24 protein-coding genes and 1 pseudogene are annotated in these 24203 nt (G+C 58.5%); 8 read left to right on the top strand and 17 right to left on the bottom strand.

Going from position 1 to position 24203, the window contains the following annotated elements; all coding sequences use genetic code 11:
• Nucleotides 1-5: 5 nt before the first annotated feature.
• From trbJ to X757_RS136840, 12 genes are all read right to left on the bottom strand, one after another.
• Complete coding sequence (gene trbJ / locus X757_RS136785) at nt 6-731, bottom strand: P-type conjugative transfer protein TrbJ (RefSeq protein WP_023727920.1); 726 nt, start codon at nt 729-731, stop codon at nt 6-8.
• A complete protein-coding gene (gene trbE, locus X757_RS136790) occupies nt 728-3178 on the bottom strand; it encodes a conjugal transfer protein TrbE (protein WP_023727919.1) in 2451 nt (816 codons plus the stop codon). Before trbE ends, trbJ begins: the two co-directional genes overlap by 4 nt.
• A complete protein-coding gene (locus tag X757_RS136795; protein ID WP_023727918.1) occupies nt 3172-3444 on the bottom strand; it encodes a VirB3 family type IV secretion system protein in 273 nt (90 codons plus the stop codon). The genes trbE and X757_RS136795 overlap by 7 nt, the downstream gene beginning before the upstream one ends.
• On the bottom strand, nt 3441-3752 hold the full coding sequence (locus X757_RS136800; RefSeq protein ID WP_023727917.1) for a TrbC/VirB2 family protein: 312 nt from the start codon (nt 3750-3752) through the stop codon (nt 3441-3443). Before X757_RS136800 ends, X757_RS136795 begins: the two co-directional genes overlap by 4 nt.
• Before the next feature lie 11 nt (nt 3753-3763).
• Entirely contained in the window at nt 3764-4732 is a 969-nt protein-coding gene (gene trbB / locus X757_RS136805) for a P-type conjugative transfer ATPase TrbB (protein ID WP_023727916.1), read from the bottom strand.
• Nucleotides 4729-5142, bottom strand: a complete 414-nt coding sequence (locus tag X757_RS136810) for a hypothetical protein (RefSeq protein ID WP_023727915.1) — start codon at nt 5140-5142, stop codon at nt 4729-4731. Before X757_RS136810 ends, trbB begins: the two co-directional genes overlap by 4 nt.
• 119 nt (nt 5143-5261) lie before the next feature.
• Nucleotides 5262-7292 carry a conjugal transfer protein TraG gene (locus X757_RS136815; protein WP_023727914.1) on the bottom strand — a complete coding sequence of 677 codons (2031 nt, stop codon included), beginning with the start codon at nt 7290-7292 and terminating at the stop codon, nt 5262-5264.
• A gap of 255 nt (nt 7293-7547) precedes the next feature.
• Nucleotides 7548-8402 carry a hypothetical protein gene (locus X757_RS136820; protein WP_023727913.1) on the bottom strand — a complete coding sequence of 285 codons (855 nt, stop codon included), beginning with the start codon at nt 8400-8402 and terminating at the stop codon, nt 7548-7550.
• A gap of 368 nt (nt 8403-8770) precedes the next feature.
• On the bottom strand, nt 8771-9991 hold the full coding sequence (locus X757_RS136825; protein ID WP_023727912.1) for a response regulator: 1221 nt from the start codon (nt 9989-9991) through the stop codon (nt 8771-8773).
• Nucleotides 9988-10455 (bottom strand): response regulator, encoded by a 468-nt coding sequence (locus X757_RS136830; RefSeq protein ID WP_023727911.1) that lies wholly within the window; start codon nt 10453-10455, stop codon nt 9988-9990. The genes X757_RS136825 and X757_RS136830 overlap by 4 nt, the downstream gene beginning before the upstream one ends.
• On the bottom strand, nt 10433-13636 hold the full coding sequence (locus X757_RS136835) for a hypothetical protein (protein ID WP_156933497.1): 3204 nt from the start codon (nt 13634-13636) through the stop codon (nt 10433-10435). Before X757_RS136835 ends, X757_RS136830 begins: the two co-directional genes overlap by 23 nt.
• Nucleotides 13637-14703: 1067 nt before the next feature.
• Nucleotides 14704-15093 (bottom strand): phage integrase N-terminal SAM-like domain-containing protein, encoded by a 390-nt coding sequence (locus X757_RS136840; protein ID WP_023727909.1) that lies wholly within the window; start codon nt 15091-15093, stop codon nt 14704-14706.
• Nucleotides 15094-15471: 378 nt separating this feature from the next.
• Here X757_RS136840 and X757_RS136845 point away from each other — a divergent pair, with 378 nt between their 5' ends.
• The 4 genes from X757_RS136845 (at nt 15472) to X757_RS01380 (ending at nt 18574) form a co-directional block, all read left to right on the top strand.
• Nucleotides 15472-16623: a PIN domain-containing protein gene (locus X757_RS136845; RefSeq protein ID WP_023727908.1), complete on the top strand. Its 1152-nt coding sequence runs from the start codon at nt 15472-15474 to the stop codon at nt 16621-16623.
• A gap of 433 nt (nt 16624-17056) precedes the next feature.
• Nucleotides 17057-17791: a helix-turn-helix domain-containing protein gene (locus tag X757_RS136850; RefSeq protein ID WP_084629725.1), complete on the top strand. Its 735-nt coding sequence runs from the start codon at nt 17057-17059 to the stop codon at nt 17789-17791.
• 109 nt (nt 17792-17900) lie between these two features.
• Entirely contained in the window at nt 17901-18089 is a 189-nt protein-coding gene (locus X757_RS136855; protein ID WP_023727906.1) for a hypothetical protein, read from the top strand.
• Nucleotides 18090-18109: 20 nt separating this feature from the next.
• A complete protein-coding gene (locus tag X757_RS01380) occupies nt 18110-18574 on the top strand; it encodes a hypothetical protein (RefSeq protein ID WP_023727905.1) in 465 nt (154 codons plus the stop codon).
• 61 nt (nt 18575-18635) lie between these two features.
• On the opposite strand, the gene X757_RS1000000169480 is transcribed toward X757_RS01380, so the two are convergent.
• Together X757_RS1000000169480 and X757_RS1000000168285 are read right to left on the bottom strand one after the other, a co-directional pair.
• Nucleotides 18636-18770, bottom strand: a complete 135-nt coding sequence (locus X757_RS1000000169480; protein ID WP_023727904.1) for a hypothetical protein — start codon at nt 18768-18770, stop codon at nt 18636-18638.
• A gap of 305 nt (nt 18771-19075) precedes the next feature.
• On the bottom strand, nt 19076-19225 hold the full coding sequence (locus X757_RS1000000168285) for a hypothetical protein (protein WP_023727903.1): 150 nt from the start codon (nt 19223-19225) through the stop codon (nt 19076-19078).
• Between the two features lie 367 nt (nt 19226-19592).
• Between X757_RS1000000168285 and X757_RS136860 the strand changes: the two genes are divergently transcribed.
• The 4 genes from X757_RS136860 (at nt 19593) to X757_RS136875 (ending at nt 22544) form a co-directional block, all read left to right on the top strand.
• Nucleotides 19593-19889: a DUF2604 domain-containing protein gene (locus X757_RS136860; RefSeq protein WP_023727902.1), complete on the top strand. Its 297-nt coding sequence runs from the start codon at nt 19593-19595 to the stop codon at nt 19887-19889.
• 22 nt (nt 19890-19911) lie between these two features.
• Nucleotides 19912-20499, top strand: coding sequence for a putative metal-binding protein (locus X757_RS136865; protein WP_245274146.1), 588 nt, complete (start codon nt 19912-19914; stop codon nt 20497-20499).
• A 98-nt stretch (nt 20500-20597) separates the two neighbouring features.
• Nucleotides 20598-20984 carry a hypothetical protein gene (locus tag X757_RS136870; protein WP_245261414.1) on the top strand — a complete coding sequence of 129 codons (387 nt, stop codon included), beginning with the start codon at nt 20598-20600 and terminating at the stop codon, nt 20982-20984.
• 3 nt (nt 20985-20987) lie between these two features.
• Complete coding sequence (locus tag X757_RS136875; protein ID WP_023727900.1) at nt 20988-22544, top strand: E2 ligase fold family C protein; 1557 nt, start codon at nt 20988-20990, stop codon at nt 22542-22544.
• Between the two features lie 198 nt (nt 22545-22742).
• Here the strand turns inward: X757_RS136875 and X757_RS136880 are convergent.
• The 3 genes and pseudogenes from X757_RS136880 to X757_RS1000000169855 all read right to left on the bottom strand — a co-directional run.
• A pseudogene (locus X757_RS136880) lies at nt 22743-23333 on the bottom strand (cupin domain-containing protein); the annotation flags it as partial.
• A gap of 6 nt (nt 23334-23339) precedes the next feature.
• Nucleotides 23340-23750 (bottom strand): DUF2285 domain-containing protein, encoded by a 411-nt coding sequence (locus tag X757_RS136885; RefSeq protein WP_023673629.1) that lies wholly within the window; start codon nt 23748-23750, stop codon nt 23340-23342.
• A 58-nt stretch (nt 23751-23808) separates the two neighbouring features.
• Nucleotides 23809-24183 (bottom strand): transcriptional regulator domain-containing protein, encoded by a 375-nt coding sequence (locus X757_RS1000000169855; protein ID WP_352498917.1) that lies wholly within the window; start codon nt 24181-24183, stop codon nt 23809-23811.
• Nucleotides 24184-24203 lie beyond the last annotated feature (20 nt).

The raw sequence follows: 24203 nt of genomic DNA, 5'->3' as shown, positions 1-24203 counted from the left end.
GCTGATCAGTTGCCGGGATAGGCCCTGCCGGTACCCAGGAAACGCTTCGTCGTCTCGCGGGCGGCTTCCTCGGACTGCGCCTTACGCGCAGCATCCTCGGCCTCGGCCCGGAACTGCGTCGCAAGCAGCGTCTGGATCTGCATCTGCTGCTTGGTCGAAAGCGCGATCAGCTGATTGGTGGCCTGGCTTGCCTCTAGCGCGCCGGCCGCCCCCTGGCTGCGGTTGACGAGATCGGTAAGCAGATCGCCGTCGGCCTGCACGTTCTCGACGATCTGCGACTGCGCGCTCATGGTCTGGCGGAACGCCTGCATGGCGCTCTGCCAGCGCTCGCGCGCGGCGCTCGCCACATCGCTGACCTTGATCGTGGCGTCGTAGCTTTCCGGATATTGCTGGCGCCACTGGTCCTGGAGCTTGTCGAGATCGAAGCTCAAGCCGCTCGCCTGGGTCATCAAACCGTCGATCCGCTGGAGCGAACCGGTAAGCTGGCCCACGGAAGAAAAATCCAGGCGCTGAAGGTTGCGCGCCATGTTCTGCAGCATGGTCGCTTGGTTCTGAAGCGATTGGATTTGGTTGTTGATCTGTTCCAATGCGCGTGCTGCTGACAGCACATTTTGCGTATAGTTGGACGGGTCAAACACGATGAGCGCATAGGCCGGCTGGACGTAGTCAGCCATTGGTTTGGCGATCAGGGAAACGGTGACCAGGCTAGTAAAAAGGCGGCGTCCGATCATGACGATTGCTCCTTGTTAGGTTGAGGAAATTGCTGGAGAAGCTCGGCAGCCCACTGAAGGCCGCGCGCATTGAAGAAACGGGCGGCAAAGCTGCCCTCCCCTTCTTCGGAAAGGACATTGTCGATCAGGGTCTGGGCGGCCGGGTCGGAGGCGCCGCAAAGCGCAAGAGCGATCGGGCCGAGTCCGAGCTCAAAAAGCCGGTTGCCGCGGCGCGACTGAAGATAGTAGTGGCGCTTCGGCGTCGCGCGGGCGACCAATTCGATCTGTCGCTCATTAAGACCGAAGCGCTCATAGGCTGCTCGTGCCTGCGGCTCCACCGCACGATCATTGGGGAGAAATATGCGCTGCGGGCAGCTCTCGATGATTGCGGGTGCAATAGAAGAGCCGGCGATGTCGGCAAGCGACTGCGTAGCGAAGATCACCGACACATTCTTCTTGCGCAGTACCTTCAGCCATTCGCGGATGCGGGCGGCAAAGAGCGGGTTGTCCAGATAGACCCAGGCCTCGTCGAGCATGAGCAGCGTCGGCCGCCCGTCAAACCGGTCCTCAAGACGATGGAACAGATAGGTGAGCACAGGCAGCACAGCGCCTTGGCTGTGCATCAGCTCCTCGGTCTCGAAACACTGCACATCCGAGATGGCCAGCCGGTCGTCATCGGCATCGAGCAGCCGGCCGAATGGACCGTCGAGCGTGTAGGGCATCAACGCCGATTTGAGCGCATTGGACTGAAGCAGGACCGACAGCCCAGTGAGCGTGCGTTCCTGCGCCGGCGCGGTGGCGAGGCTGGTGAGCGCCGACCAGATTGTCTCCTTCACCTCCGGGGTGACGGTGACATTCTCGTGGGCAATGAGGCCGGCGATCCATTCGGCTGCCCAGCCACGGGTTGCCTGGTCGTCGATGTTGCGCAGCGGCTGAAAGGCAAGCGCACCATCCGCACCCAGCGCATGGTGGTCGCCGCCCATGGCAAGCGTGGCGGCGCGGGCCGAATTGCCTTTGTCGAAGACATAGATTTGGGCGCCAGCGTAGCGCCGGAACTGCAAGGCGATCAGGGCAAGCAGAACCGACTTGCCGGCACCGGTCGGCCCGACAATCAGCATGTGGCCGACATCGCCGACATGGGTGGAAAGCCGAAACGGCGTCGATCCGCTGGTCTCAGCGAAAAGAAGCGGCGGCGAAGCTGATCCGGTGACCTTTGTTAGATGCTCATTATCCGCAGGACCAGCCCACACCGACGACAGCGGCATGAGATGGGCAAGGTTCAGCGTGTGGACGAGCGGCTGGCGAACGTTGGCGTAGACATGACCCGGCAATGAGCCGAGCCATGCCTCGACCGCATTGATGCTTTCGCGGATGGTGGTGAAGCCGAGCCCGTTGGCGATGCGCTCGACCGCCCGAAATTTTTCCGCGGCCGCTTCACGGTTCTGGTCCCACACCGTCACCGTTGTGGTGAGATAGCCGAAGCCGACATGATCGCCGCCCAACGCCTGCAGTGCTGCGTCGGCATCAAGCGCCTTGTTATCGGCATCGCTGTCGACGAGAGGCACCGGTTCGTTGGTCACCACCTCGCGCAGAATAGCCGCGATCGATTTGCGCTTAGCAAACCACTGCCGGCGCAAGCGCGTCAGCGTCTTCGTGGCTTCCGTCTTGTCGAGTGGAATGAAGCGCGTTACCCACCGATAGGCGAAATCCTGGTGATTGAGCGCATCCAGGATTCCTGGCCGGGTGACGTTCGGAAAGCCGAGAACGGTGAGCGTGCGCAGATGCTGGTCGCCCAGCATCGGCTCTAGGCCGCCGGTCAGCGGCGCGTCAACCAGGACGCCGTCGAGATACATTGGCGTTTCAGGCACGGCGACCGGATGACGGCGGGTCGAGATCGTGCCGTGCAGATAAGTCAGCGTCTCGGCGTCATCCAGCGCACGTATTTCAGGCATGAAGCCCGACAGAAGATCCAGAACCCGGTCAGTCTCATCGCCAAACCACGCCAGTTCCTCGCGCCAGTTTCTCGCGGCTCCTGAATGATGCGACTCGACGAGGGCGCTTTCGGCCCGCGCCTGACCATCTGGTGGCGGCATGAACAGCAGGGTCAGATGGTGAGAACTCTCGAAATGCGCGACCTTGCCCTCGAAGGCAGCGCCGCGTTCTTCTTCAACCAACCATGACGCGGCATCGGGAAAACGCGAAGTCGGATAGTCCAACGCCTCAACGCGCTCGGCCTCGAAGAACAATGCCCAGCCAGAGCCAAGCCTCCTCAGCGCATTGTTCGCTCGCGCGCAAACGCCGATGAGCTCAGCTTCCGTCGCGCTTTCAAGGTCGGGGCCACGAAACCGCAACGTCCGCTGGAAGCTGCCGTCCTTGTTGAGCACGATGCCAGGCGCAACGAGTGCTGCCCAAGGCAGATGGTCGGCAAGCCGGTCGGCTTTGCCGCGATATTCCGAGAGCTTCAGCATGCCAGCCAGCCCTTCTGGCGAAGATGGCGGACAAGCACGCTGGCAAAGTCCGGATCGCGCCTCGCGGCAAAAACCGCGAGCGTGTGTCCAGCGATCCAGAGCCCGAGACCGGCGATCCACTGCTGCAGGCCAAGCCCGATGGCCGCTGCCACCGTGCCGTTGAGAATCGCTACCGCCCGTGGCGCACCGCCCAGCAGAATGGGCTCGGTCAACGCCCGGTGAACGGGAACCTCGAACCCTTCGATATGCTGCTCTCCAGTGGTCATCCGACGAGTGCCCCGCCACCAAAGGAGAAAAAGGAGAGGAAGAAACTCGAAGCCGCGAAGGCGATCGACAGGCCGAAGACGATCTGGATCAGCCGGCGGAAACCGCCCGCCGTGTCGCCGAAGGCAAGGGTGAGGCCAGTGGTGATGATGATGATCACCGCAACGATCTTAGCGACCGGCCCTTGCACCGATTCCAGGATCTGCTGTAGCGGCTGTTCCCACGGCATTCCGGAGCCGGCAGCGCGAACAGGGGTGGTGAGAAGAAACGCCAAGGCTGCCGACGAAAGAAATCGAAGTTTTTTGCGCATGAGGTGACCTTTCAAAGCTGCTGGAGTTGCGGAAGGGTGAGCTGGATAACGGCGTAATCGCCATTGCCGTCGAGGCCCGTGACCTCGGCAATCGCGTCGATTCGGCGCGAGGATCCCCGGCCAGCGATGAAGACAATCAGATCTATCGCCTCGGCGATGAGTCGGCGGGGGACGGTGACAACAGCTTCCTGGGCGAGCTGCTCGATGCGATAGAGGCCCGAGCGCGCCGAATTGGCGTGTACCGTGGCGATGCCGCCGGGGTGACCGGTGTTCCACGCTTTCAGCATGTCGAGGGCTTCCGCGCCTCTGACTTCGCCGACGATGATGCGGTCGGGCCTTAGCCGCAGGGTCGAGCGCACAAGATCGGCGAGCGTGACCGAGCCTCGCCTCGTCCTCAACGCAACGCAGTCTTTGGCTGCGCATTGCAGTTCGCGCGTGTCCTCGATCAGGATCACCCGCTCATCACCTTCGGCGACTTCCGCCAGCAGCGCATTGGCAAGTGTGGTTTTGCCCGACGACGTGCCGCCGACGACCAGGATGTTGCTCCGCTCGCGGACTGCCTTCTTCAGCGCCTCGGCCTGAAGTGGCAGCATGATGCCGTCGGCGACATAGTTGGCCAGGGTGTAGAGTTTTGCCGCCGGCTTGCGGATTGCGAAACACGGCGCCAGAACGACAGGCGGTAGCAGCCCCTCAAACCGCTCGCCCGATGGCAGTTCGGCGCTGACAATCGGATTGTCAGCATGTGCCTCGGCGCGCACGTGGGAGGCAACGAGGCGGATGATGCGTTCCGCCTCGGAAGGGTGCATATGCACACCTGTATCGACCCGGCCGTCTCCCAACTTGTCGAGCCGCAGCGCGCCGTCGGGATTAACCATCACCTCGATGACGGTCGGATCGGCAAGGGCCTCGGTGATCGCGGGGCCCATGGCTGTGCGCAGCATGGCGCGGCGGCGATGGTCGGCCTCTGGATGAGAGCTCATCCTTCGCCTCCGTTGCCATTGCCGTTGCCAAGCGAGCGCTTCCCGGAGGCGATCTGGCGACCGACCTGCTCGACGAATTTGTCAAAGCGCTCTTGGGCAATCGCCTGTGTCGCCCGATCCGGGACTGGCGTGTGGGCATGAAGCGTGATCGAAAAGCGTATGAAGAGCGCTAGGCTCTCTAGGATCACCTCGATATCGGCTCGGATATGGTCGAGGTCGCGGAAAAGACGGTCGAGCCGCCTGCCATAACGATTGTCGAGCTCGTTCTCGCCACGCCGCTCGATGAAGGCCTCGACCGCTTTCGCGACGATCGCCGATTTTGTGGTCGACGGGTTGCGGCTGAGGGTTTCCAGCTTCTCGCTTAACGCGGGTTCGAGCAGAAACTGGTGGCGAATGCGGTGGGGCTTCATATGTCTCGTTCCGACTGGCCGGCGCTGATGCGCCGGCGGCGGGAACGAACATCGTCGAGATCGGCAAAATCGCTTATGGGCGTTATCTACGCCGAGATACGCCTGAGCTGCGGAAGCACTTAGAAGCCGGGGATGATGTCCTTGTCGTCGCCCCTTCCCTCGTTGATACCGTAGGCGCTCGCCGCGGTAGAAACCCGGTCCATGACGCGCTTGTCTGCGAGTGCCTCGGCGTCATCATCCGCCGGATTGAAGAGGTCGTCTTGATCAGGCTCCTGAGAGACGACGACGTGTTCTTCAGGCAGGCCGGGATGACGCTGCTGTTGCATGCCGCCCTCTTCTTCGATTGCCGCGCCGGCGTTTTCGTCATCGGCAGCGAGACGGCGGTCAACATTGCGGACTTGTCCGCTCCAATCGTCGGGGCGCGACGCAGGACAGTCCGCGTACAGACCGTCGCGCAACACCGGCGCCGGCAGCACCCGTTCGGTGAAATTCGGATCCTGATAATAACGCAACTTCTGGGCGCGGATCGGCGGCAACCCCGAAACAAGGATTAATTCGTCAGCTTGCGGCAACTGCATCACCTCGCCAGGCGTCAGCAGCGGGCGAGCGGTCTCCTGGCGACTGACCATGACGTGCGAGAGCCAGGGCGCCAGCCGGTGGCCGGCGTAGTTGCGCATGGACCTGAGTTCCGTCGCCGTACCGAGCGCATCCGAGATGCGTTTGGCCGTGCGCTCGTCGTTGGAGGAAAAGGCAATGCGCACATGGCAATTGTCGAGAATGGCGTTGTTCTCGCCATAGGCTTTGGAGATCTGGTTCAAGGATTGCGCGACCAGATAGGCGCGGATGCCGTAACCCGCCATGAAGGCGAGCGCGGTCTCGAAGAAGTCGAGGCGGCCAAGAGCCGGAAATTCGTCCAGCATCATGAGCAGTTGGTACTTGCGGCTCTTCTTCGGGTCACCTTCCAGCCGCTCCGTCAGTCGCCTGCCGATCTGATTGAGCACCAGTCGCACCAGTGGCTTGGTGCGCGAGATATCCGATGGCGGCACCACTAGATAGAGCGACATCGGTCGTTCCGCATCCATCAGGTCGGCAATGCGCCAGTCGCAGGCCGATGTTGCCGCGGCCACGGTCGGGTCACGATAGAGACCGAGAAACGACATGGCGGTCGAGAGAACGCCTGAGCGCTCGTTCTCTGATTTGTTAAGCACCTCGCGAGCCGCCGAGGCCACGACGGGATGGACCCGAGGTTTGTCCGCCGTGCCGAGGTGGTTGGTGGTCATCATCCGCAGCAGTGTCGTGGCAAACGAGCGTTGCGGATCCGACAGGAAAGTGGCGACGCGGGCGAGCGTCTTTTCTTCTTCGGCGTAGAGCACGTGCAAGATGGCCCCGACCAAGAGTGAATGACTAGTCTTCTCCCAATGATTCCGCCGCTCCAGCGCGCCTTCCGGATCGACGAGAATGTCGGCGATGTTCTGAACGTCGCGGACCTCATCTGAGCCCCTGCGCACTTCCAGCAGCGGGTTGTACCGCGCCGACCTTGGATCGGTCGGGTTGAACAAAAGGGAGTACGAGAACTTCGACCGCCAGCCGGAGGTCAGCTGCCAGTTCTCGCCTTTGATGTCGTGAATGACGGCCGAGCCGGTCCAGGAAAGAAGAGTTGGAACGACCAATCCGACGCCCTTGCCCGAACGTGTCGGCGCAAAGGCCATGACGTGTTCCGGCCCGTCATGGCGCAGATAGTGATCCCTCAGTTTGCCAAGGAAAACGCCGGTCGGCTGAAACAGGCCTGCTTTCTCGATTTCCCGAGCCGCGGCCCATCGTGAGGAGCCATAGGTGGTGACCAACCCCCTCTGCCGCGCGCGCCAGAGGGAGCCAGCTATTGCGGCCGCACAGCCCAGGAACCCGCTGGCTCCGGCAAGCATGCCGGCCTTGTCGAAGACCTCAGGGGCGTAGGCGTCGAATTGAAACCACCATTCGAACAGTTTCCACGGCTTGTAGATCGGCCAGGCCGCCGCGACAAACCATGGCGCGCCAAGCTGCAGCTGATTATCCAGCATGTGGGCGCACCATTGAGTCGCTGTCCATACGCCGAGGATGACGATGGCGAATACAACTACGATCTGACCGACCAGGAGCTTCGTCGGTGTCATGGGCGCAGCCTCCGAGGTTTGTTAAACGGAAGCAGCATGGCGTGACGTTTCAGAGTATCGAAGATACCCAATATACGCGCCCGTGCGATCCAGCGAACGTTGCAGGCTTGGACGGTTGGGTTCGCCAAGAAATGTCATCGCGAAGGTGACCAGCGAATGACTTGTATGGGGCCGACAGCAGAACGTCCGGTTTTCGGAGCGCCCGGCGGCAAGCTGCCATTCTGGTTCCGCCGCGTCAGGCTATGTTCGCCCCGCTCAATTCGGGATCATATCGATTGCTTGGTCGCCGATGGTCCCTGTGACTGTCTCCGGCGACTTCCACCACGCATCGTAAGCCGCCGCCCCGGATTGCACGATCCCCACGACGATCAGAACTACCGTCAGCCAGAAGATACGGTTCTGCGTATTTTTGTTGTCGGTGTGACGCTGTTCTTCGAGGTCGAAACTGGTGATCGTGTTCAGCGCCTGCGGCTTGAGCTTGTAACCATGATGCTGCGTTTCTTCGAGATCTTGCACGTCCTTCATCGAGTCTAGGAGGAGCGTATAGTAGGTCATCAGCTCTTCTTTATCAGGCCGATGAACCCATCGGACCGTATAGAAGTGGGTCAGCAAGCTGGTCGGATGCGTCTGGAAGGCCCGATCCTTGACGGTCTCTGATAGGATGTAGCGCAGCACCTTCATCCGATCCTGACGAGGCAGCTCCCGCTTATTGAAACGCAACTGCAGGTATCTGTCGTATGTCACCTGGATCCAAGGCCAGCAGCTCCATCGGTAGCGGAGGAATTTCGGGAGCCCGATCGTGTAGAAGGTCCAGCCTCGATAGTAGTGCTGGATCCATGGCTGGAAGTCGGCCAGTTCGCTAATGTCGAGGGATCGTTCTTCAGTGAAATTCTGGCCGTCGAGCGACCACTTCCCCTGCACCTGATCATCCACGAGGTCGTAGACGAGGAACCTTGCCACACCCGCGCTGTCGAGCAAATAGACCAGATAGATGTCGTTCTTCCGAGCCTCGTCACCAGAGGTCGGTATTGTCAGTCCGCTTCGTTTCACCAACGCCATACGAAGGACGCGCCGCATGGCAAACTGCCGAATCCCCGCACGTAATCCCATCCCGCCTCCCATCGATGCTTGAGGGAGATATAAGTCATAAATTGTTCTGTTTCTCTCTGTTCCTTTCGGCTATTTTGAATAGTGGCGACGAATGGCATGCGGTGAAGCCGCAGCGTCTAGCGACACGCAGAACAACCGGGTCGCCACCCTTACAAAATCGGAGAGCTTCTTTGTCCTGGTCGATGGCTATGTCGAACCTCTACTCGGCTCCGGCAACCGCGGTGCCCGTCAATGTAAGAGACTAATTTTACACTGAACGCTCCTATCCACCCCACCGACGCTCCGCGCAGGCCGCTATCTGACGATGTCAGCACACCTTTGACCTGATGATCGAGAACGCCTCTCGTCACCAGGCTATCCTTCCGCCCTCAAAGGTCGAAGAGTTCGCACAGGGCAGTCATCGCTCGAGCGCTAGCATAAGCTGCGTAGTGCCGAACCTTGTCCCCTTTATCCACGTCGGCGAAATCTGAAACCCCTTTGAGCACCAGACAGTCTGGCTGAGGCATGGGAAGCTCGCGACTCGCCGCCATTACACCATAAGCCTCCATATCCAGCCCGATTAGCTTACGATGCTGCTGTGTTTGAATCTTGGTGAACAACGCTTTGTTCGCGACTACAGCCGCACCGGAAGCGAAAGGGCCGACATGCAAGCGCGGTCTTGACGATGGTTTGCTTCCTGGAAAATCATTCCATACCTTCTCCAACAAGTCATGACGTTCATCAAGACGTTCCAAGAGGCCTCTAAGTCGAGACGATATCTGAATCTGATAGGGTGCCGGTTCAAAGGTGTCATTGGACTCGTCCCCAACATGTTTTCCGCTTCCGTAGTCCCATACTGGGCTAGCCGCGATGAGGTCTCCCAACTGCACTTCAGTAGAGTCGCCCGCGCAAATCCCCGTCATGACGAGTGTGCGGGGACGAAATTGGTAACCGAGTTTTGTGGCGAGCACAGAGGCAGCTGACATGCCCATCAAAGGAGCTTTCGCCAAAACCGCAGAACCCTTGCTGCCGTCCAATCGCGGAAATTCCGCCCTGTAGTAGAGCGCGGCGTCACCCGGAACATCCTGGCTCGACCATTCCCACCCATTCCTTTTGACCTGTTCAAGCTCGTCCCCTACAGCAACTATTATCGCAACATCGACCTGGTTCGGCTTAGTAGAAACCCTAGAACTCTCAGCAGCTAAGACGTGACGGACCTTCCGCGCAATTCTCTCCAGCCAACTGTCCGATGTAACGTCGTAGTAAATCAAAGACCAAGTTTCAGTTGAAAAACGATCCACTGCCAACTCGTATACGTCAGACTTTGCTGTAAGTCCGATGACATGTCCTGGTCTCTTGTAAATCGTCCTAGCGAGAATCTCTTCGAGAAGTTCTATGCCCCCTTCTGGGCGAACCTCGTCGCCAGGCCTAAGCGGCAAAGCAATATCCAAAATCACTAGGTCGAAATAGTCGGCTCTCAACGCCCTTTTCGCAGCGTTAGCATCGTCAGCGACGATCAACTCGTAACCGCCCTCGGGGACTTCGTCATGAAGCCCACTTCTAACTCGATCCGCCTTTTCTGCAGAGTCCTCAACCAGAAGTATCTTCACTCTACCCCACCTTGAATTTCTTCACTGATCAAACGTGTTAGTTCCCTGCTCCACTCATCGATCGATGCATGATAGTATACCGCTCCTCTATAGAACGGCGAAAAGCTGTCACGCATTTCCGCATCTAGTTCCGGTAGGTCCTTTACGTCTGGAGGCTGGCCAAACGTCTCGAACTGAGTAATGACTATGACCTTGGTTGGTATTTTAAGGCGCCTAATCTGCTTTAGATATTCGACACCACCAAACGCATGCATACCGCCCCCGGTTTCGCCATCACGGAGATCGTAGTTTGGAAGCGTCATATCTAGGAGGACGAGATCAGGTCGATCAGCCCTAGTCTGCCTAACTCCCGCCATCAACGACGCAGCAGTCTTGACCTCCAGATCCGGGAACGCAGCACTGAGCAGTGCTAGAACTTGGGTCCGCTTATTCTCGTCATCCTCAATCAGAAGCAACTTGCTCATCATCCACCTCATCTGACATGCCGAAGATTCGAGCCGGGAGACTGAATTCCAACCAAAAGATTCGCGCGTCACAGTCCAGGGCGAAATCGAGCTCGCCCTGGCCAGATTTGTACCCGACCAGCTTCGCAAGTTTGGGTAACCCGGTACCGCCTTCTCTATTAACGTCGCTCAAGTACCCACCGGTTGCGATGCGCTCTCTCGAGCGTGCAACACGCTCAACATTCTCCGCCCCGCACCTTTCCGCAACCATGGAATTTTCGACGCGAATTGAAAGCGATCTATCCCCCATCACGGCAGTTATCCGCACATCTGGGCTTGATGATCCGCAATGCGTGTAGATATTCTCAAGTACCACAAAGAACATATCCGAAAATAAATTCAAAGCGCCGATCAATTGGGGGATGTCGTCAGCAGGCATAACTAGGGTCGGCAAGAAGTCCCTGTGAAAACTCTTGATCGCCTCGAGGGCAACCTCGATCAGCTGGTTCAGAGTAAAAGTCAGAGTTGCTGTCGCAGTTGGGAGCTCGAACCAGTCCCGAACGCGATCCAGGGACAGTTCGACGTCATTTCGAGCGCGAATAACAGCGTCTGCAAGAGGTGCCAAGGCAGGCTCCCAGCGCAAATCGATCTCTAAGTTGTTGAACAGCGAGCGGAAGCGTAGTCGAGCGTCTCCGTCTAAGAATTCCCTCACCTCATTAAGACTGCGCTCAACCAGACCCCAGAAAATAACGAGCGTTCGAGTCAACATTTCATCGAATGACGTTTCGTCGTCGATCTCCGTTGCCAATCCATAAATAGAAATTGGATTTATATCGACGTTAAATAGCCCCTTTGGCTTCTCCTCACGCTTAACCTGAATGTAGTCGTTGGTAATTTCACGAACCAATCCGTCGAAATCACCGGAGAACTTCGAAAGACGATCTTGTGTCAATTGCCATGCATCGTCGTCTAATTGATCAGCCGTGGCTGTCCGCCAAAACGAATTCTCCCGATAGTCTCCCGTCTCCGTCGCTCGGCGGGTAACAACGCGCTCCATCTCCGGTGCGCTACGCATCACGCCTGAGAAGGTCCCGTGCCTAATTCTCAGACTTAGATAGCAATCTAGGCCGTGCTCGGGGTCAAATGCACATTCTCGGACGAACTGCACTACAATCTGGGTGAATAACGCGCCTGCCTCATTCTGCGGAACATCGTACAGAGATTGGCTTATCTCACCACTTTCAAGCGCCTGGAGCAATGCCTCGCGATACGCCTGATCGACAACTACCAATCCACTCGCGTAGAGGGATTGATACCGGGCGAAGTCTTCGCGAAGGTTGCGCGTGCCCCACACACGAATTGCGTCTTCATCAATCGATATTTTACTTGCCTGTAGCTGTTTTATTGCTTCCTTTACCAATCTCGACGTGACAATGCTTCTAGCCTCATCTTCATACTTGCCCCTTCGATTGCTATCCAAACGAGAGAGCAATTGACAAATTGCAATTCGCTCTTCCTCGAGTTCTCGCTCTGACTCAAATGCTGTGAACAACCTTAGCGTGGCCGGCGTGCAGACCTCCGCCAAGAAGTGTACAAGCAAGGCATCGTCGCCGGTTGACAACTGCCACTCGACCCTAGACGGTCTATCAGCATCTTTCGTCAATATGAAGTCTTCAGCGGTATAGGACACGTACGACGACAATTCCTGATCGACGTGCTTTGACGCAAAGTCAAATAGTATAGGCGTCTCAATATCACCCGCAAACTCGTTCTGGTCATTGCGGTAAACCAACCTGATTAGATCTCTAACCGGAAGCCAGGTGATATAAAGTGGGTCGCTGACCAGCAACTCAACGGCATTCGATAGCGCATCTCGAACTCGGCCAAGCTCCAGCAGCGCTCCTTCCCTGAAGAAAAGGGCTTCTCGGGTTCGACTCAGTTGAAGCATTTGGCTCGCAGCATCGAGAACTGCGTCTGCATCCTTCTGTAAAACGGCCCGCTGTAGCGCCAGGCTCATTTGGGTTGCCTTGGACAAGTTGGCCAATGCCGCCTCTGCGATCGGCTGACCAACCAAGATTCTGGCTGCAGCAGCCACGGGCGATGGGCCATAGATCTTTTCGATCTGAAGTGCAAAAGCGGCCGCACACTCTGCGGTCAACGCAGAAAAGGCTTCGAGCAAGCCATCACTTGCAGCGACAAACCTTGCGCCGTCAAAGCTGGGATCGAAGGGGTTTGCTCTTGGCGCGTACGCCTGCGCGACTGACGTCGCCCACCGACCGACCGACGTATGGCCTAACATCAGCCCTAGCTTCCACAGAGCGATCGATGCACGAGCACCTTCGTCGCCTGGCTGGTCTATTGCCCTTAAAGCTCCCTCGAGCTTTGAAACTAGCTCGTTGGATGGAGTTCTCGCGATACCTTGCAGCACCGCAGCGTTTAGTTCTTCTAGGCTTTCTGCGCTACCCTGTTGCGCATTGCCAATTCCGGACAGCCGCGCATCCAGGTAAGTGGTCGACTTCCGTGATAGCTTGGCAGCACTATCAAGGCTTCCGCAGAGCAGAAGAATCTTGGTGACCCTTTCGTCGCTTATTCGAGTTGCGATCCTACTCATTGCCCTCTTGAACAAGTTTGCCGTCGAACGCTTCTCCGCAGCTGCGACTGTTGCGATGCCAATCAACATTTCGTATGTATCGATCACGCCACTTGAAGTCGCGGCTGTCAAAAGGTTGCTCTCACCGCCCTCCGATGGATATTCTTTCAGTAAGAAGTAGCTTATGTGAGCCCTGGCTTCTGCGTCGACCTCCCATGAGTCCATCCTTCGACGGATTTCCTTAGCGAAATGTTCGGCGGATGTTCCGTCTTCGGCCAGAACGCTCCACCAGAACGTATAAAATAGTGCCATCGGCGACGCACTATTCTTTCGGAGCCCGGAAACAAGGTCTTTTTGAGCCTCCAAACCCTCAGAGAGTTGGGTTAGCGCAATGCGCGTCGACAACGACTGGAATGATTGTCCAACCTGCTCATCCAGACGATCAAGTTGCTCAATCGCCTCCGCCAAAGAACTTCTGTTCAAAAGTCGGTCGAAATCTCCTTTGCGCTGGAGATACCGCTCAATTGCCTCAGCCTCTCTTAGAATGGCAGCGGTAGCCCACTCTATGTCGCGGGAAAGGCCGATTGATCGAAGAGGTGCATTTGCGCTCAAGTCGGCCAGACGTTTTGGAGTCAGCCGTCCTAGGACCCCTAGCGTTGGCAACCAACTGAAGCTCCACCTAGCGAGTGGGTCTAAGACCGAAAGGTCTGCATTCCGGCCTTTCTCCAGAAAAGCGACGACCTTATTGTCTGCTCCCCTGATACTATTTTTAATTTTGGTAAGAGGATCTTTGGATTTTCGGCGTCGTCTAGGCATTTGAACTCTACCAATGAAACGGCGACACGAATCACCGCTAGGGGTGAGATTATAGCTGCAATCCGGGAGTCAAAGCGGCACAACAATAGAGCTGTTAACAGAAATGACGCAAAACGAGCGGAGGATTTGCATCGTGGTGACGCTACTTGACCCAGGTTACTGAAGGTGGCTGAGAAATGGCGCGATTGGCTTGCTCTAAGGCTGATTGCAGCGAACGAGGCGCGGTGGCAAAGGCCAGTTGGCGACCTTAGCGGTCGCCCGCGATGGCGAGCGCAGCAATCCCGCGTTGCACAAGGGGTAGCAGCAGACGGTGATAGCGGCAACCTGACCGATCGACAGTGAGTAGCATCGTGAGCGCGCGAACCTCACGACGACGGCTGCAGCGTGAAGCCGGTACAATGACTGGCCATTTTACCCTTGGTAACCTGCGCAAAGGGGTTCCGCGTCAAATTGGCGGGTGGATAACGCCGTTGGCGAGCCGTCTACCCATTTTACACTCTCGGTCATTCGCAGAAATTGTGAGTCTGCTTTTAGGAACCTGAACAACAGTCTCAATGACCGATATGCTCAAGGGTTTCGGGTGCCGTCAGGCGTACGAAAGTCTCTCATGCAGGAACCCGCGGGCCGCACGCGGTGAGCTATGGGGATTTGTTTCGGGGTGTGCCAGCGCCTGTCGCGAACTTCCGAATAGGGTGCGAGGGGCATGTCGTGGAAGCGGCGTCCGGGCCAGGTCGCGGCGCCAGTAGCGTTAATTCCCGCGGGATTGGTGTGCGTGACGACCGGCGCCACGGCAACGTGCACATGACATCCCGTTGACCGGCGCCAGCGTGACGCGGCCGTGTGTGCAGACGGACCATGCCGGGTCATGGGGCGTTTTCCCGGTTCGGCGGTTCGAGCAGCCGCGCCGCTTCCTCCACGCTCAGCACGTCGGGCAGCTTGCGCGGATACCGGGTGATCACCAGCGCACGCGCCAGATCCCGACGCTTCAGCGTCACCAGGAACAGGAACCGCAGTGCCGAGACCGCGCCATTGATCGTCGCAGGGCCGACGCCGCTCTCATGCTGATGCAGCTGGAATCGACGGATGTCCTCAGCCGTCGCCGTGTCGGGCGAGCGGCCAAGGAACACAGCGAAGCGCCGGACGTGACGAACGTAGTCCTGCTGGGTATGGGAGCCCAGGCCACGCATGAGCATGACGTGCTGCATGCGCTGGCGAAGCGGAGAGATTGGTGCATCGGTCGACAGGGTAGCCATGGCGAGTTCCTCTCGTTGAAGGGAACTCCATGGTCAGATCGACGCCTCTACCCGCTCAAATCAAAATGGCAGTCGCGCCATCTCAGGCCGAGGCGCCCCTCCCGCGAAGCGGGTTGGTGCATGAGGCGCGTAGCGGACGGCCCAGATTACCAGGCCTGAACATCTGCTCTCAGATGGACGCAAAGTTTGGGGCGCGGAGCCATCGAGGCAAATTCTGCTTGAATCGGGATCGAGCACAGACTTTCTGGTATTGGATAGAGGCGGCGCTTGATCAGGCGCTGCGATAGCAACCGCCCGTTCGAACGATCGGCTTGTGATATCTCGCAACCCGCGCTACCGCAGAATTACTGTCGTAATTTTGTGGTTGGCTGCGAGACGATGCCAGAACTTACTGAGCAACAGATCAAGGAAGGTATCGCTGATCATTCGATCGCGGCCATCACGCTCGATACCAATGTATTCGACCGGTATGGGTGCAGCCTCGGATTTCCCGTGCTGCGCAAACTCGATCAGTTCCGCGGCAGCGATATCCATTTCGTCCTTTCTGATATCGTCAGCAACGAAGTTATCAATCATATCGCCACCGAGGCCGAGGAAACCGGGCGCCTTCTGAAGAAAGCCTTTAAGGACCACGGACGGCGGTGGGCGCTACCTGCTGTAGACCGTGTTCCTGCGCCCGGCCTGCGGCTTGACGATGAACCCCGCCAACTGGCTGCAACGCAGATGGCCAACTACATTGCATCAACGGGGTGTGAGGTGATCGCGCCGACCGGTATTAACGATGTCACGGCCCATGTCCTGCAGCGCTATTTCGCGAGCCAGAGCCCATTTGAATCAGCCCTCAAAAAGAAGAGTGAATTTCCGGACGCCTTCGCGCTTTGCTCGCTGGAATCCCACGCGCATCATGAGAACATTCGCATTCTTTGCATCAGTGCCGACAAAGGATGGCGTGACTTTTGCGCCGCTTCTGCGCACCTGGTTTGCGTCAATGATCTGGAGCGCGCGCTTTCTTACTTTAATGAAACGGGGGCAGCGTTTGCTGCGACCGTGGTCGGACTTCTTCGGCAAGGCGCTTCGCAGGAGCTCATCGATTCCGTTGGATCTGCACTCGAAAGCCGGCTTGACGATCGCGACTTTCATGCCGATGGCTGGTCCAGCGTTGAGTTCGAAACCGAGCCGCTTGGCGCGGTGGCTCAGCTGATCCGCTGGGATACCGCAACACCCCCTGTTGTCGTGGCCGCCGACGAGGATGTCGTTACATTTTCGACCCGGCTTGAGGCACGCGTGGCTTTCGAAGCGTCGTTCTCATTCTCAATCCGCGATGCGATCGATGAGGATTATGTACCGCTGGGCTCGGAGGAAGTGTCTACTGAAGAAGAAATCACCTTTGAGGTTGTGATCACCGTTGCCCGAAATATGGACCAAGGGCTCGACGTCGCTGAAGCCGACGTCGCGTTGAGCCAGGTGACGGTCAATTTTGGCACGGTGGAGCCCTTTCAGAGCGAAGATCCTACACACGAGAAATACTAAGCAGGGTGCGGCAGGAACCGAGCCACGCGGACGAACAACGGCAGCGTTCGGTTCATATAGCTACCGCATAGTCATCGGTCCGCAGCCTCATTTGTGCCTGCCACATCGAGGAGAGGAAGGCACCTTTTTGGAAACATAGGGCGGTTCCTCAATGATAGAATATCGGGGCGCATTTCTGCTCTTCTTGTCGATAGCCCGAATGTCCGCTTCTGGCCTAAGCCAAAGTTGCCTGAACGACTGAATTGAGGCGCATTGCCGCCCGGCAGCATTGGGCCGTTACGGTCTGGCAGCTTTGGGAAACGGGATCTAGGAAGCAGACTTGATAGCCCCACGATGCTATGCAGCGCCATGATCGAACGCCCCTTGGATCAGATCACGCTTGACGAAATCGAGGCGCTGGTGACTTTCCGGCGTAGCGAGAGCCGAACGCTGGATTTCAAGGAAAGCGCTCCCGGCAGGCGACCACAAGGGCGTCCGGGATTTCCTCGCCGATGTGACCGCGTTCGCAAATACCGATGGCGGCGATATCATCATCGGCGTGCGCGACGACAAGAACGGCGTCGCCGCCGAAGTGGTCGGGATCGGCCGGATCGGGCTTGACCACGAGTTGAGGCGCATCGACGATCAGTTACGCACGCTCGTTGATCCCCGTGTCCCGCAGTTCGCGCTTCGGGAACTAACGCGGCCCGACGGCACGGTCGTACTCGTGATGCGCGTCTGCGCCAGCCTCGTCGCCCCCCATAGGGTCACATACGACAAGAGCAGCCGCTTCCTCCGGCGCGCTAACAGGAGCAATTTCGACATGAGCACGACCGAGCTCAGGCAAGCCTTCGCCGCATCTCAAGATTTCCCGAACCGCGTCCGGGATCTCCACCGCAAAGCGGTCGAGGCGATTACAGGCAAGGACATGCCGAGACGCATCGTCGATCGGCCAACGCTCATCCTGACCATCGCGCCGCTGTCTGTGCTTCGCGAGGCGCGGGATATCTCTGTCTCACGGGACTATGCCGTCCTTCCGCTAGAGCCCATGGGCGGCATCCACTACATGGTTGGGCTAGACGGACTGATCGTCCTTGTCGATGTCGATCAGGAGCAGGGCGCGCGCCTGGTCGGTCAATCACGGGATCGGCTATGTCGACCTTGCCTGGGCGATTGGCCGCGAGGTTGATGGGAAGAAGATCATCTGGCCAAAGTATGTCGTTGATCACCTGCTTGGCGCAGTGGTGAGCTTGATCGCGAGACTGCGGCCTCATGGGATCGAAGGACCGTGAATTGTTATGGCGACGATGACGAGGATCAAGGACTACCGTTTGATCCTCGGCGACGGCTATTCTGTCGGGCCCGCCTGGCAGGATCCGGCCTATCTTAGTGAGGTCGTTGACGACGCGATGGCGGAAGGCGCGCTGCAGCCCCTCACCGAAGGATTCTGGCGCCTATTCGGCGTCGACCAGCCATCAAAGCTCTAACGGTAGATCGGAAGGCTCGGATGGACGCGCGCTATTTCCTGAAAAGCCGCACGGCGTTCGTCCACTTCTTCTATTCGGAGAGCGCAAAGGCCTTCGTCGATGTGCAACATCGCATCGAGAACCAGCTCCCACCGTTCGACAATCCGCCCTATAGCGAGGACGGCGAGCCCGCCTTCCTTGAGGAATGGATGGATGCCGACACAGTGCTGGAGGTGCTCGGCCTCGCCTGCATCTCGATGCTGTCCGACGCGCTGAAGCTCTATTTCAACACGCTAGCGAACCGCGTGATTGGCTTTTCGTTCCAGAACAAGAAGGCTGCGTTCCGTGGCGGTTTCGCGCCGGCCTATTTCGAGGCGTTGGGCGAGATTCTCGATACCGATTGGAGCGATTGTCCCGCCGATCGCGCGCTGATCGAGCAGATCGCTCTACCTCGCAAATCGCGGCCAGCATGGCGAGGATCTGACGTCATTCCTGGTGACCCATGACAAGGCGACGCTCGATAAGCATCCACGACCATTCTTGTCAGCGACATAGAGCTGTCGGCGCTCACCTCTCTGAAGAAGGTTCGCTCGCATCGTTGTTGATGCCGACGATCAAGATCAGTTCGACCGGGCTGGAAAAGGCGATCGATGAGGTCAACGTGCTTGCCGAATGGATCGAGGGGGGATCGACCACGCCCATGACTGGCGGCGCGCAGCGGCTTCGCTGCGCATTATTCCGCACCCTTTGCGTCCGATACCGAGCGGCACGGGCTGGCCGGTCAGGTGTTTGATGTCCGATTCGGTGACACCCGCGCCCGAAAACTGTCAGGTCGCTTCCGGCCCATTGCTGCCAGGCAGCAAAGCGCCGATCCAAGTCGTTCCCGCCACCTTCCCGCGACGCTAAAGCGCTCACTGGCCCGCGAACAAAGGCTTCAGCTTTGTGGCTTGCTGTGTTGGCGCATGCGTTTCGGGTCCCGCCAACGTGTAGCCGATTGGGTAGCGCAGCTAGCCCGGTTCGGCCAGGATTCGGGCACGCGAACCCTCGGCCCAGGCCACCTCGATCGCCAGCCGGGCCTTGCGAACATAGAAATCCGGTACGTCATGCTGCGTCCCGCGCGGCCGCGCGATCGTCCGGGTGATTACGCGCTCGTGCACTGCGTGCTGCCCATCGGGAGCATCGATTTCGCAAGTACGCGAGAAGACTTGAAACTTGCCTTTTCGAGCGCACGGGTCGTCGCAAACGAGAAGCTGGTCCTGCCAAGCCGGTGGTTGCGCAATTAGGTACGGCGCCAATATTTTATCAATTCTCTAATCGATTATAGTTGTGAAGAGCAGTTTCGGCCATTTACTTGCCGCTCAAGTCCCGCATAAAAGAAGACAGCACCGATTCGGTAGCTTGTCCCTGTCTTTCGCGTACTCGCGGTTCGTGGTGCCGAGTGGACGATTGAAGACCGCCAGCCCGCTCACCAGCAGGTCTGCACTGGCGCCTTGGGGGCCGTTGGTAAGCCACAGGAGTAGGGCAATGTCGAAGGATTCGGGCAAGGGCGAAAATCACGGCGGCGGCCCCGGGAAGATCGAGATCACGGTGGTGGTGAACGGGCAGCCCACCCAGGTCGAAGCCAATCCCAACCAGCCGCTTCACGTCGTTCGCACCAAAGCACTTGAGAATACGCAGAACGTCGCCCAACCGGCCGAGAATTGGGAATTCAAGGATGAGGCCGGCACCTTGCTCGACGTCGACAAAGAAGTTGGCGATTTCGGTTTCGCGACCCCTGTGACCCTGTTCCTCAGCCTGAAGGCGGGTGTCGCAGGTGCCTGAACTCCAAACTGTGGACCCTGGGGTGTCCCGAGCGAAGTTCGATCGGCAGATCGGCTGGTTCCAAACACAAGCAGGTATTTACCGGGCTCAGGGTTGTTTCCTGATCGAGGCGAGCTTCCCGACGGCCTTCTTCATCTTCGCACCGCCGAAGATAAAGCCACAGATCATCGGTGCAGCTGTCGAGATCGACTTCTCCAATTACGACCTCCGACCTCCGTCGGTGGTCTTCGTCGACCCCTTTATACGCCGGCCGATTGCCCGGAAAGATTTGCTGCTTAGGATGCTGAGACGACCGCATCTACCCGGAACCCCACCGGATATGATTTTGGTCCTCATGCAGCAGAACGCTCTGTCGCTGTCGGACTTCATCCAGGCCAACAGTGCGGAACACACGCCATTCCTGTGCATGGCAGGCGTCCGGGAATACCACGACAATCCAGCCCATTCAGGTGATTCATGGCTTCTCCACCGGGGTTCTGGCGAAGGCTGTTTGGCCTTCATCCTGGACAAGATCATCAAGTACGGGACCGGTCCCGTGGAGCAGCTTCAGTATCAGTTCCAAATCTCAGTGGGAGCCATGATAGCCCCCCTACCCGCCATTCCAGAATGACCGAGCTCAAGGATGTCGGGACAGTCGCTCTTCCCCGAGACTGTCTTTCAAGTGTCCAGGCGCACCTGCGCTCAGTTGGGCGACAGGGCCATGAGGGGATGGCGCTCTGGGTCGGCGTTCAGCAAGACCAACACTTTGGCGTAACAGAGACCGTTATCCCGGCACAGCGTCACATTCGGACGGGCGACGGCGTTTGCGTGATAGTTCCGGCCGAAGAACTACACCGGCTCAATGTCTGGCTCTACAAGAGCAGCCTTAAACTCTTCGCCCAGATCCATAGCCATCCGGGCCGAGCCTACCATTCGACGACCGACGACGCCTACGCGGTCGCTACCACGGTTGGGTGTCTGTCGCTGGTGGTGCCCAATTTCGCCCGCGAGCCTTTCGATCTTGCTCGGGTCGCCGCCTATCGACTTGACGCGAAGGCGAACTGGAATGAGGTCCCATCCGCGGCACTCAGGCGGATGATCACGATAACGGGTTGAACGATGGCACTCGCTAACTTCATCGACCGCGCCGCCACGGCAGCTTCTCAGGTGCTGGCCGACTTTCATCTATGCGACTTCAAAGCAGCCCTCGAAAAGCAGGTCGTGGCTGTGGCCTTCGACAGCCAAGCCGCTTCGTGTGCCGAGGGCCAGGCGACGCTTGACCTTACGGTCAGGTTGCTTGCCAGACTGTATCCGGTTCTGGCCATACTCCCCCTGGATATCGCCGCGAGCTCTCAAGCCCAAGCGCTCGAGCGCTTGGCAAAGTCGATCAATCCAAAAATCAGCATCCGGCGTTCCGGCAAGTTTGCGACGGTCTGTGTAGCTGCAGGCGCGGTGCGCCCATCACTTCGGTGCCCAACGTTTTTCATGGGATCGCAGGGTTGGGCGGCAAAGCTGTCGCGTACGGACCCGGTGGGCTCTGGCTCGAGCTTGCTGCCCTATGGAGCTGGCGCCGCAAGCTGCTTCGCCGCGGCCAACGTCTTTCGAACCATCTTTGCTTCCCAGCTGACCGGCGCCGAGCTGGACGAGAACATCGGCCTCTCTTTATGCACCTACAACAAGAGCAACGCCGGCGATTCCGGCCCCTTAAACTTCCCTGTCGACCTTGGCGAAACGCACCTCGTTGGGCTCGGCGCGATAGGCCATGGCTCGCTATGGGCGCTGGCGAGGCAATCCGGTCTGTCGGGGCGCCTGCATGTAGTTGATCACGAAGCTATCGAACTCTCAAACCTGCAGCGCTACGTGTTGGCAGGTCAGGCGGAGGTCGGCCTCTCTAAGGCGGCCCTCGCAACCAACGCCCTTCGGTCCACCGCCCTTGAAGTCGAGGCGCACCCTATGAAGTGGGCAGAATATGTTGCGCGCCGGGGCGACTGGGTATTCGACCGAGTGGGTGTGGCGCTTGACACCGCCGCCGACCGTCTAGCTGTCCAAGGTGCTCTGCCCCGATGGATCGCGAACGCCTGGACTCAGGAGCAAGATCTAGGCATCTCGCGGCATGGTTTCGATGACGGCCAGGCTTGCCTTTGCTGCATGTACATGCCGACCGGGAAATCCAAGGACGAACACCAACTGGTCGCGGAGGAACTCGGAATGCCGGAAGCACACGAGGAGGTAAAAACGCTCCTGCAGACCAATACCGGAGTCCCCAATGAGTTCGTAGCTCGGGTGGCTACGGCGATGGCTGTGCCGTTTGAGCCGCTCGCCGCGTTTGTTGGTCAGCCCCTCCGTTCCTTTTATCAGCAGGTTATCTGCGGCGGTCTGGTGTTCCAGCTTAGCGATGGAAGTCGTCTCGTTCGAACCGTGGTTCCGATGGCCTTTCAATCAGCGCTTGCCGGGATCATGCTTGCCGCAGACCTGGTCAAGCATAGTGCGGGTTTTCCGATGAGTCCGACGACCAGCACTCGCGTGAATCTACTGCGCCGCCTTGGTTCTCACCTCCATGATCCGAAAGCCAAAGATTCCAGTGGCCGCTGCATCTGCAGCGATGAGGATTTCATTGCCGCCTACAGGCTGAAATACGGCTGTGCCGTTGAACAGCTGAGCAACGGGTCCGCCTAAGAAAGATCTGAAGTCTTCGTTACCGCGGACGGCGCGCTGTCAGGCGCTCACCGATGTTTTCGACCACGATCGAGTGCCTGATGAGAGTGCGGGGCGGATTATGACACGCTCGGCCCGCTGCTTGCCAATGTCAGGCCCAGAACCCACGACAGAGATCCTTGAGGGACGGCTCGCCGTTAACGTTTTTTGTACTGTTATCTACGTTCGACCATATTCGTCGTCGAAGCGAACGATATCATCCTCGGCGAGATAATCGCCGCTCTGCACTTCAATGATCACCAGGTCAATTCTGCCTGGGTTCTCGAGCCGATGCTTATGGCCGCAGGGGATGTAAGTAGATTCGTTTGTCCCCAGGAACAACTCCTGCTCGCCATTGACGATTTTAGCGGAGCCGCTGACCACGACCCAGTGCTCCGAACGATGATAGTGCATCTGCAGGCTCAACTGGCGACCGGGCTTCACCTCGATGCGTTTGATCTTGAAGCGCTCGCCTTCCTCCAGAACCGTATACGTACCCCAGGGCCGGTGTACCGTGCTATGGACCAGATGAGCTTCATGTCCGGAAGCCTTGAGGCCCTCGAAGAGCTTCTTAACGTCCTGAACGCGGTCGCGGGATGTGACAAGCAAAGCGTCCGGGGAATCCACGATCACCAGATCGCTTACGCCCACCGTGCCGATGACGCGCTTGTCGGAGCTCACATAGGTGCCGGTCGTGTCGACCATGTGCACATCGCCGCGTATCCTGTTCCCGCTTTCGTCGGGGGCGATCAAATCGGCCAATCGCAACCACTCCAATTACCTCAGGAACTGTCTGTAGCCGCCGCCCATCAGGTAGCGGCCGCGTTGGATGGCGCGACGTACCTGATCGCGAAGATGGCCGCCTGGATGACGCCAATCTTCTTCGACACGGCGTCTCCCGAACAAGGCAATGGCGACCTCCTGATGAGATGCTCCCGCCAGCGAGCCATCCAAAGCCTGCAGTACAATACGCAGACGCGCTCCGCGGTGTTCCGGCGGAAAGCAAGCAGCTGACACGCGGCGGCAATCATTGATGTCGTTCAGGAACTGAAGGGCAGCGACATGGAACTTGAGGTGCTGCGGCTGAAGGATCGCGTCGACATATAGCCGCAACGGGCGGAGTACGGACGCACCGGAAACGGCGATCTGCAGACTCCGGCAGTTCTCCCTCAGCAGCACGTGCTGCATGCCCGCAGCTGTCAGCAGGATGTCCTTGCAGCATGAGAGCGAAGAAAGGTGAAGCGGTTCAAAATCGTGGTCGAGCCCCAGCGGCTCCGCGGCCGCTCGTAGAATACAGGCGCAATCGCGCGGATCCCAAAAGACCCTCGCCGATGTAGCGTCCGACTGTGGCGCGTCCGCGAAAAAGGAGGCTCCATTGTCTTAGGAAAGCTGATTCTGTCGTCAACTCGATTATCTTCATGTCGGCCTGGGTTCCGACAAAGCAGGCGGACGGTGCCATTTTGGCGTGGTCGCGCTGGAATTGTGGATTGCGCCGAAGAAACTCCCAGGCCCAGCCAGTGCGTGGCAATCGTCTGGCGTAGTGGTAAGCGTCCTGGCGACGCCAGTCCGGCCAGCATACAAGGCCGACCGTCGCTTCCTTGGACAAACCAGCATCCTTCATGGCACAGGTGTCCACAATGG

The organism is Mesorhizobium sp. LSHC412B00 (assembly GCF_000503035.1).
In the GTDB taxonomy this organism is placed as follows: domain Bacteria; phylum Pseudomonadota; class Alphaproteobacteria; order Rhizobiales; family Rhizobiaceae; genus Mesorhizobium.
The sequence above is the reverse complement of the archived record's forward strand: the minus strand, read 5'-3'. Positions and strand labels throughout refer to the sequence as shown.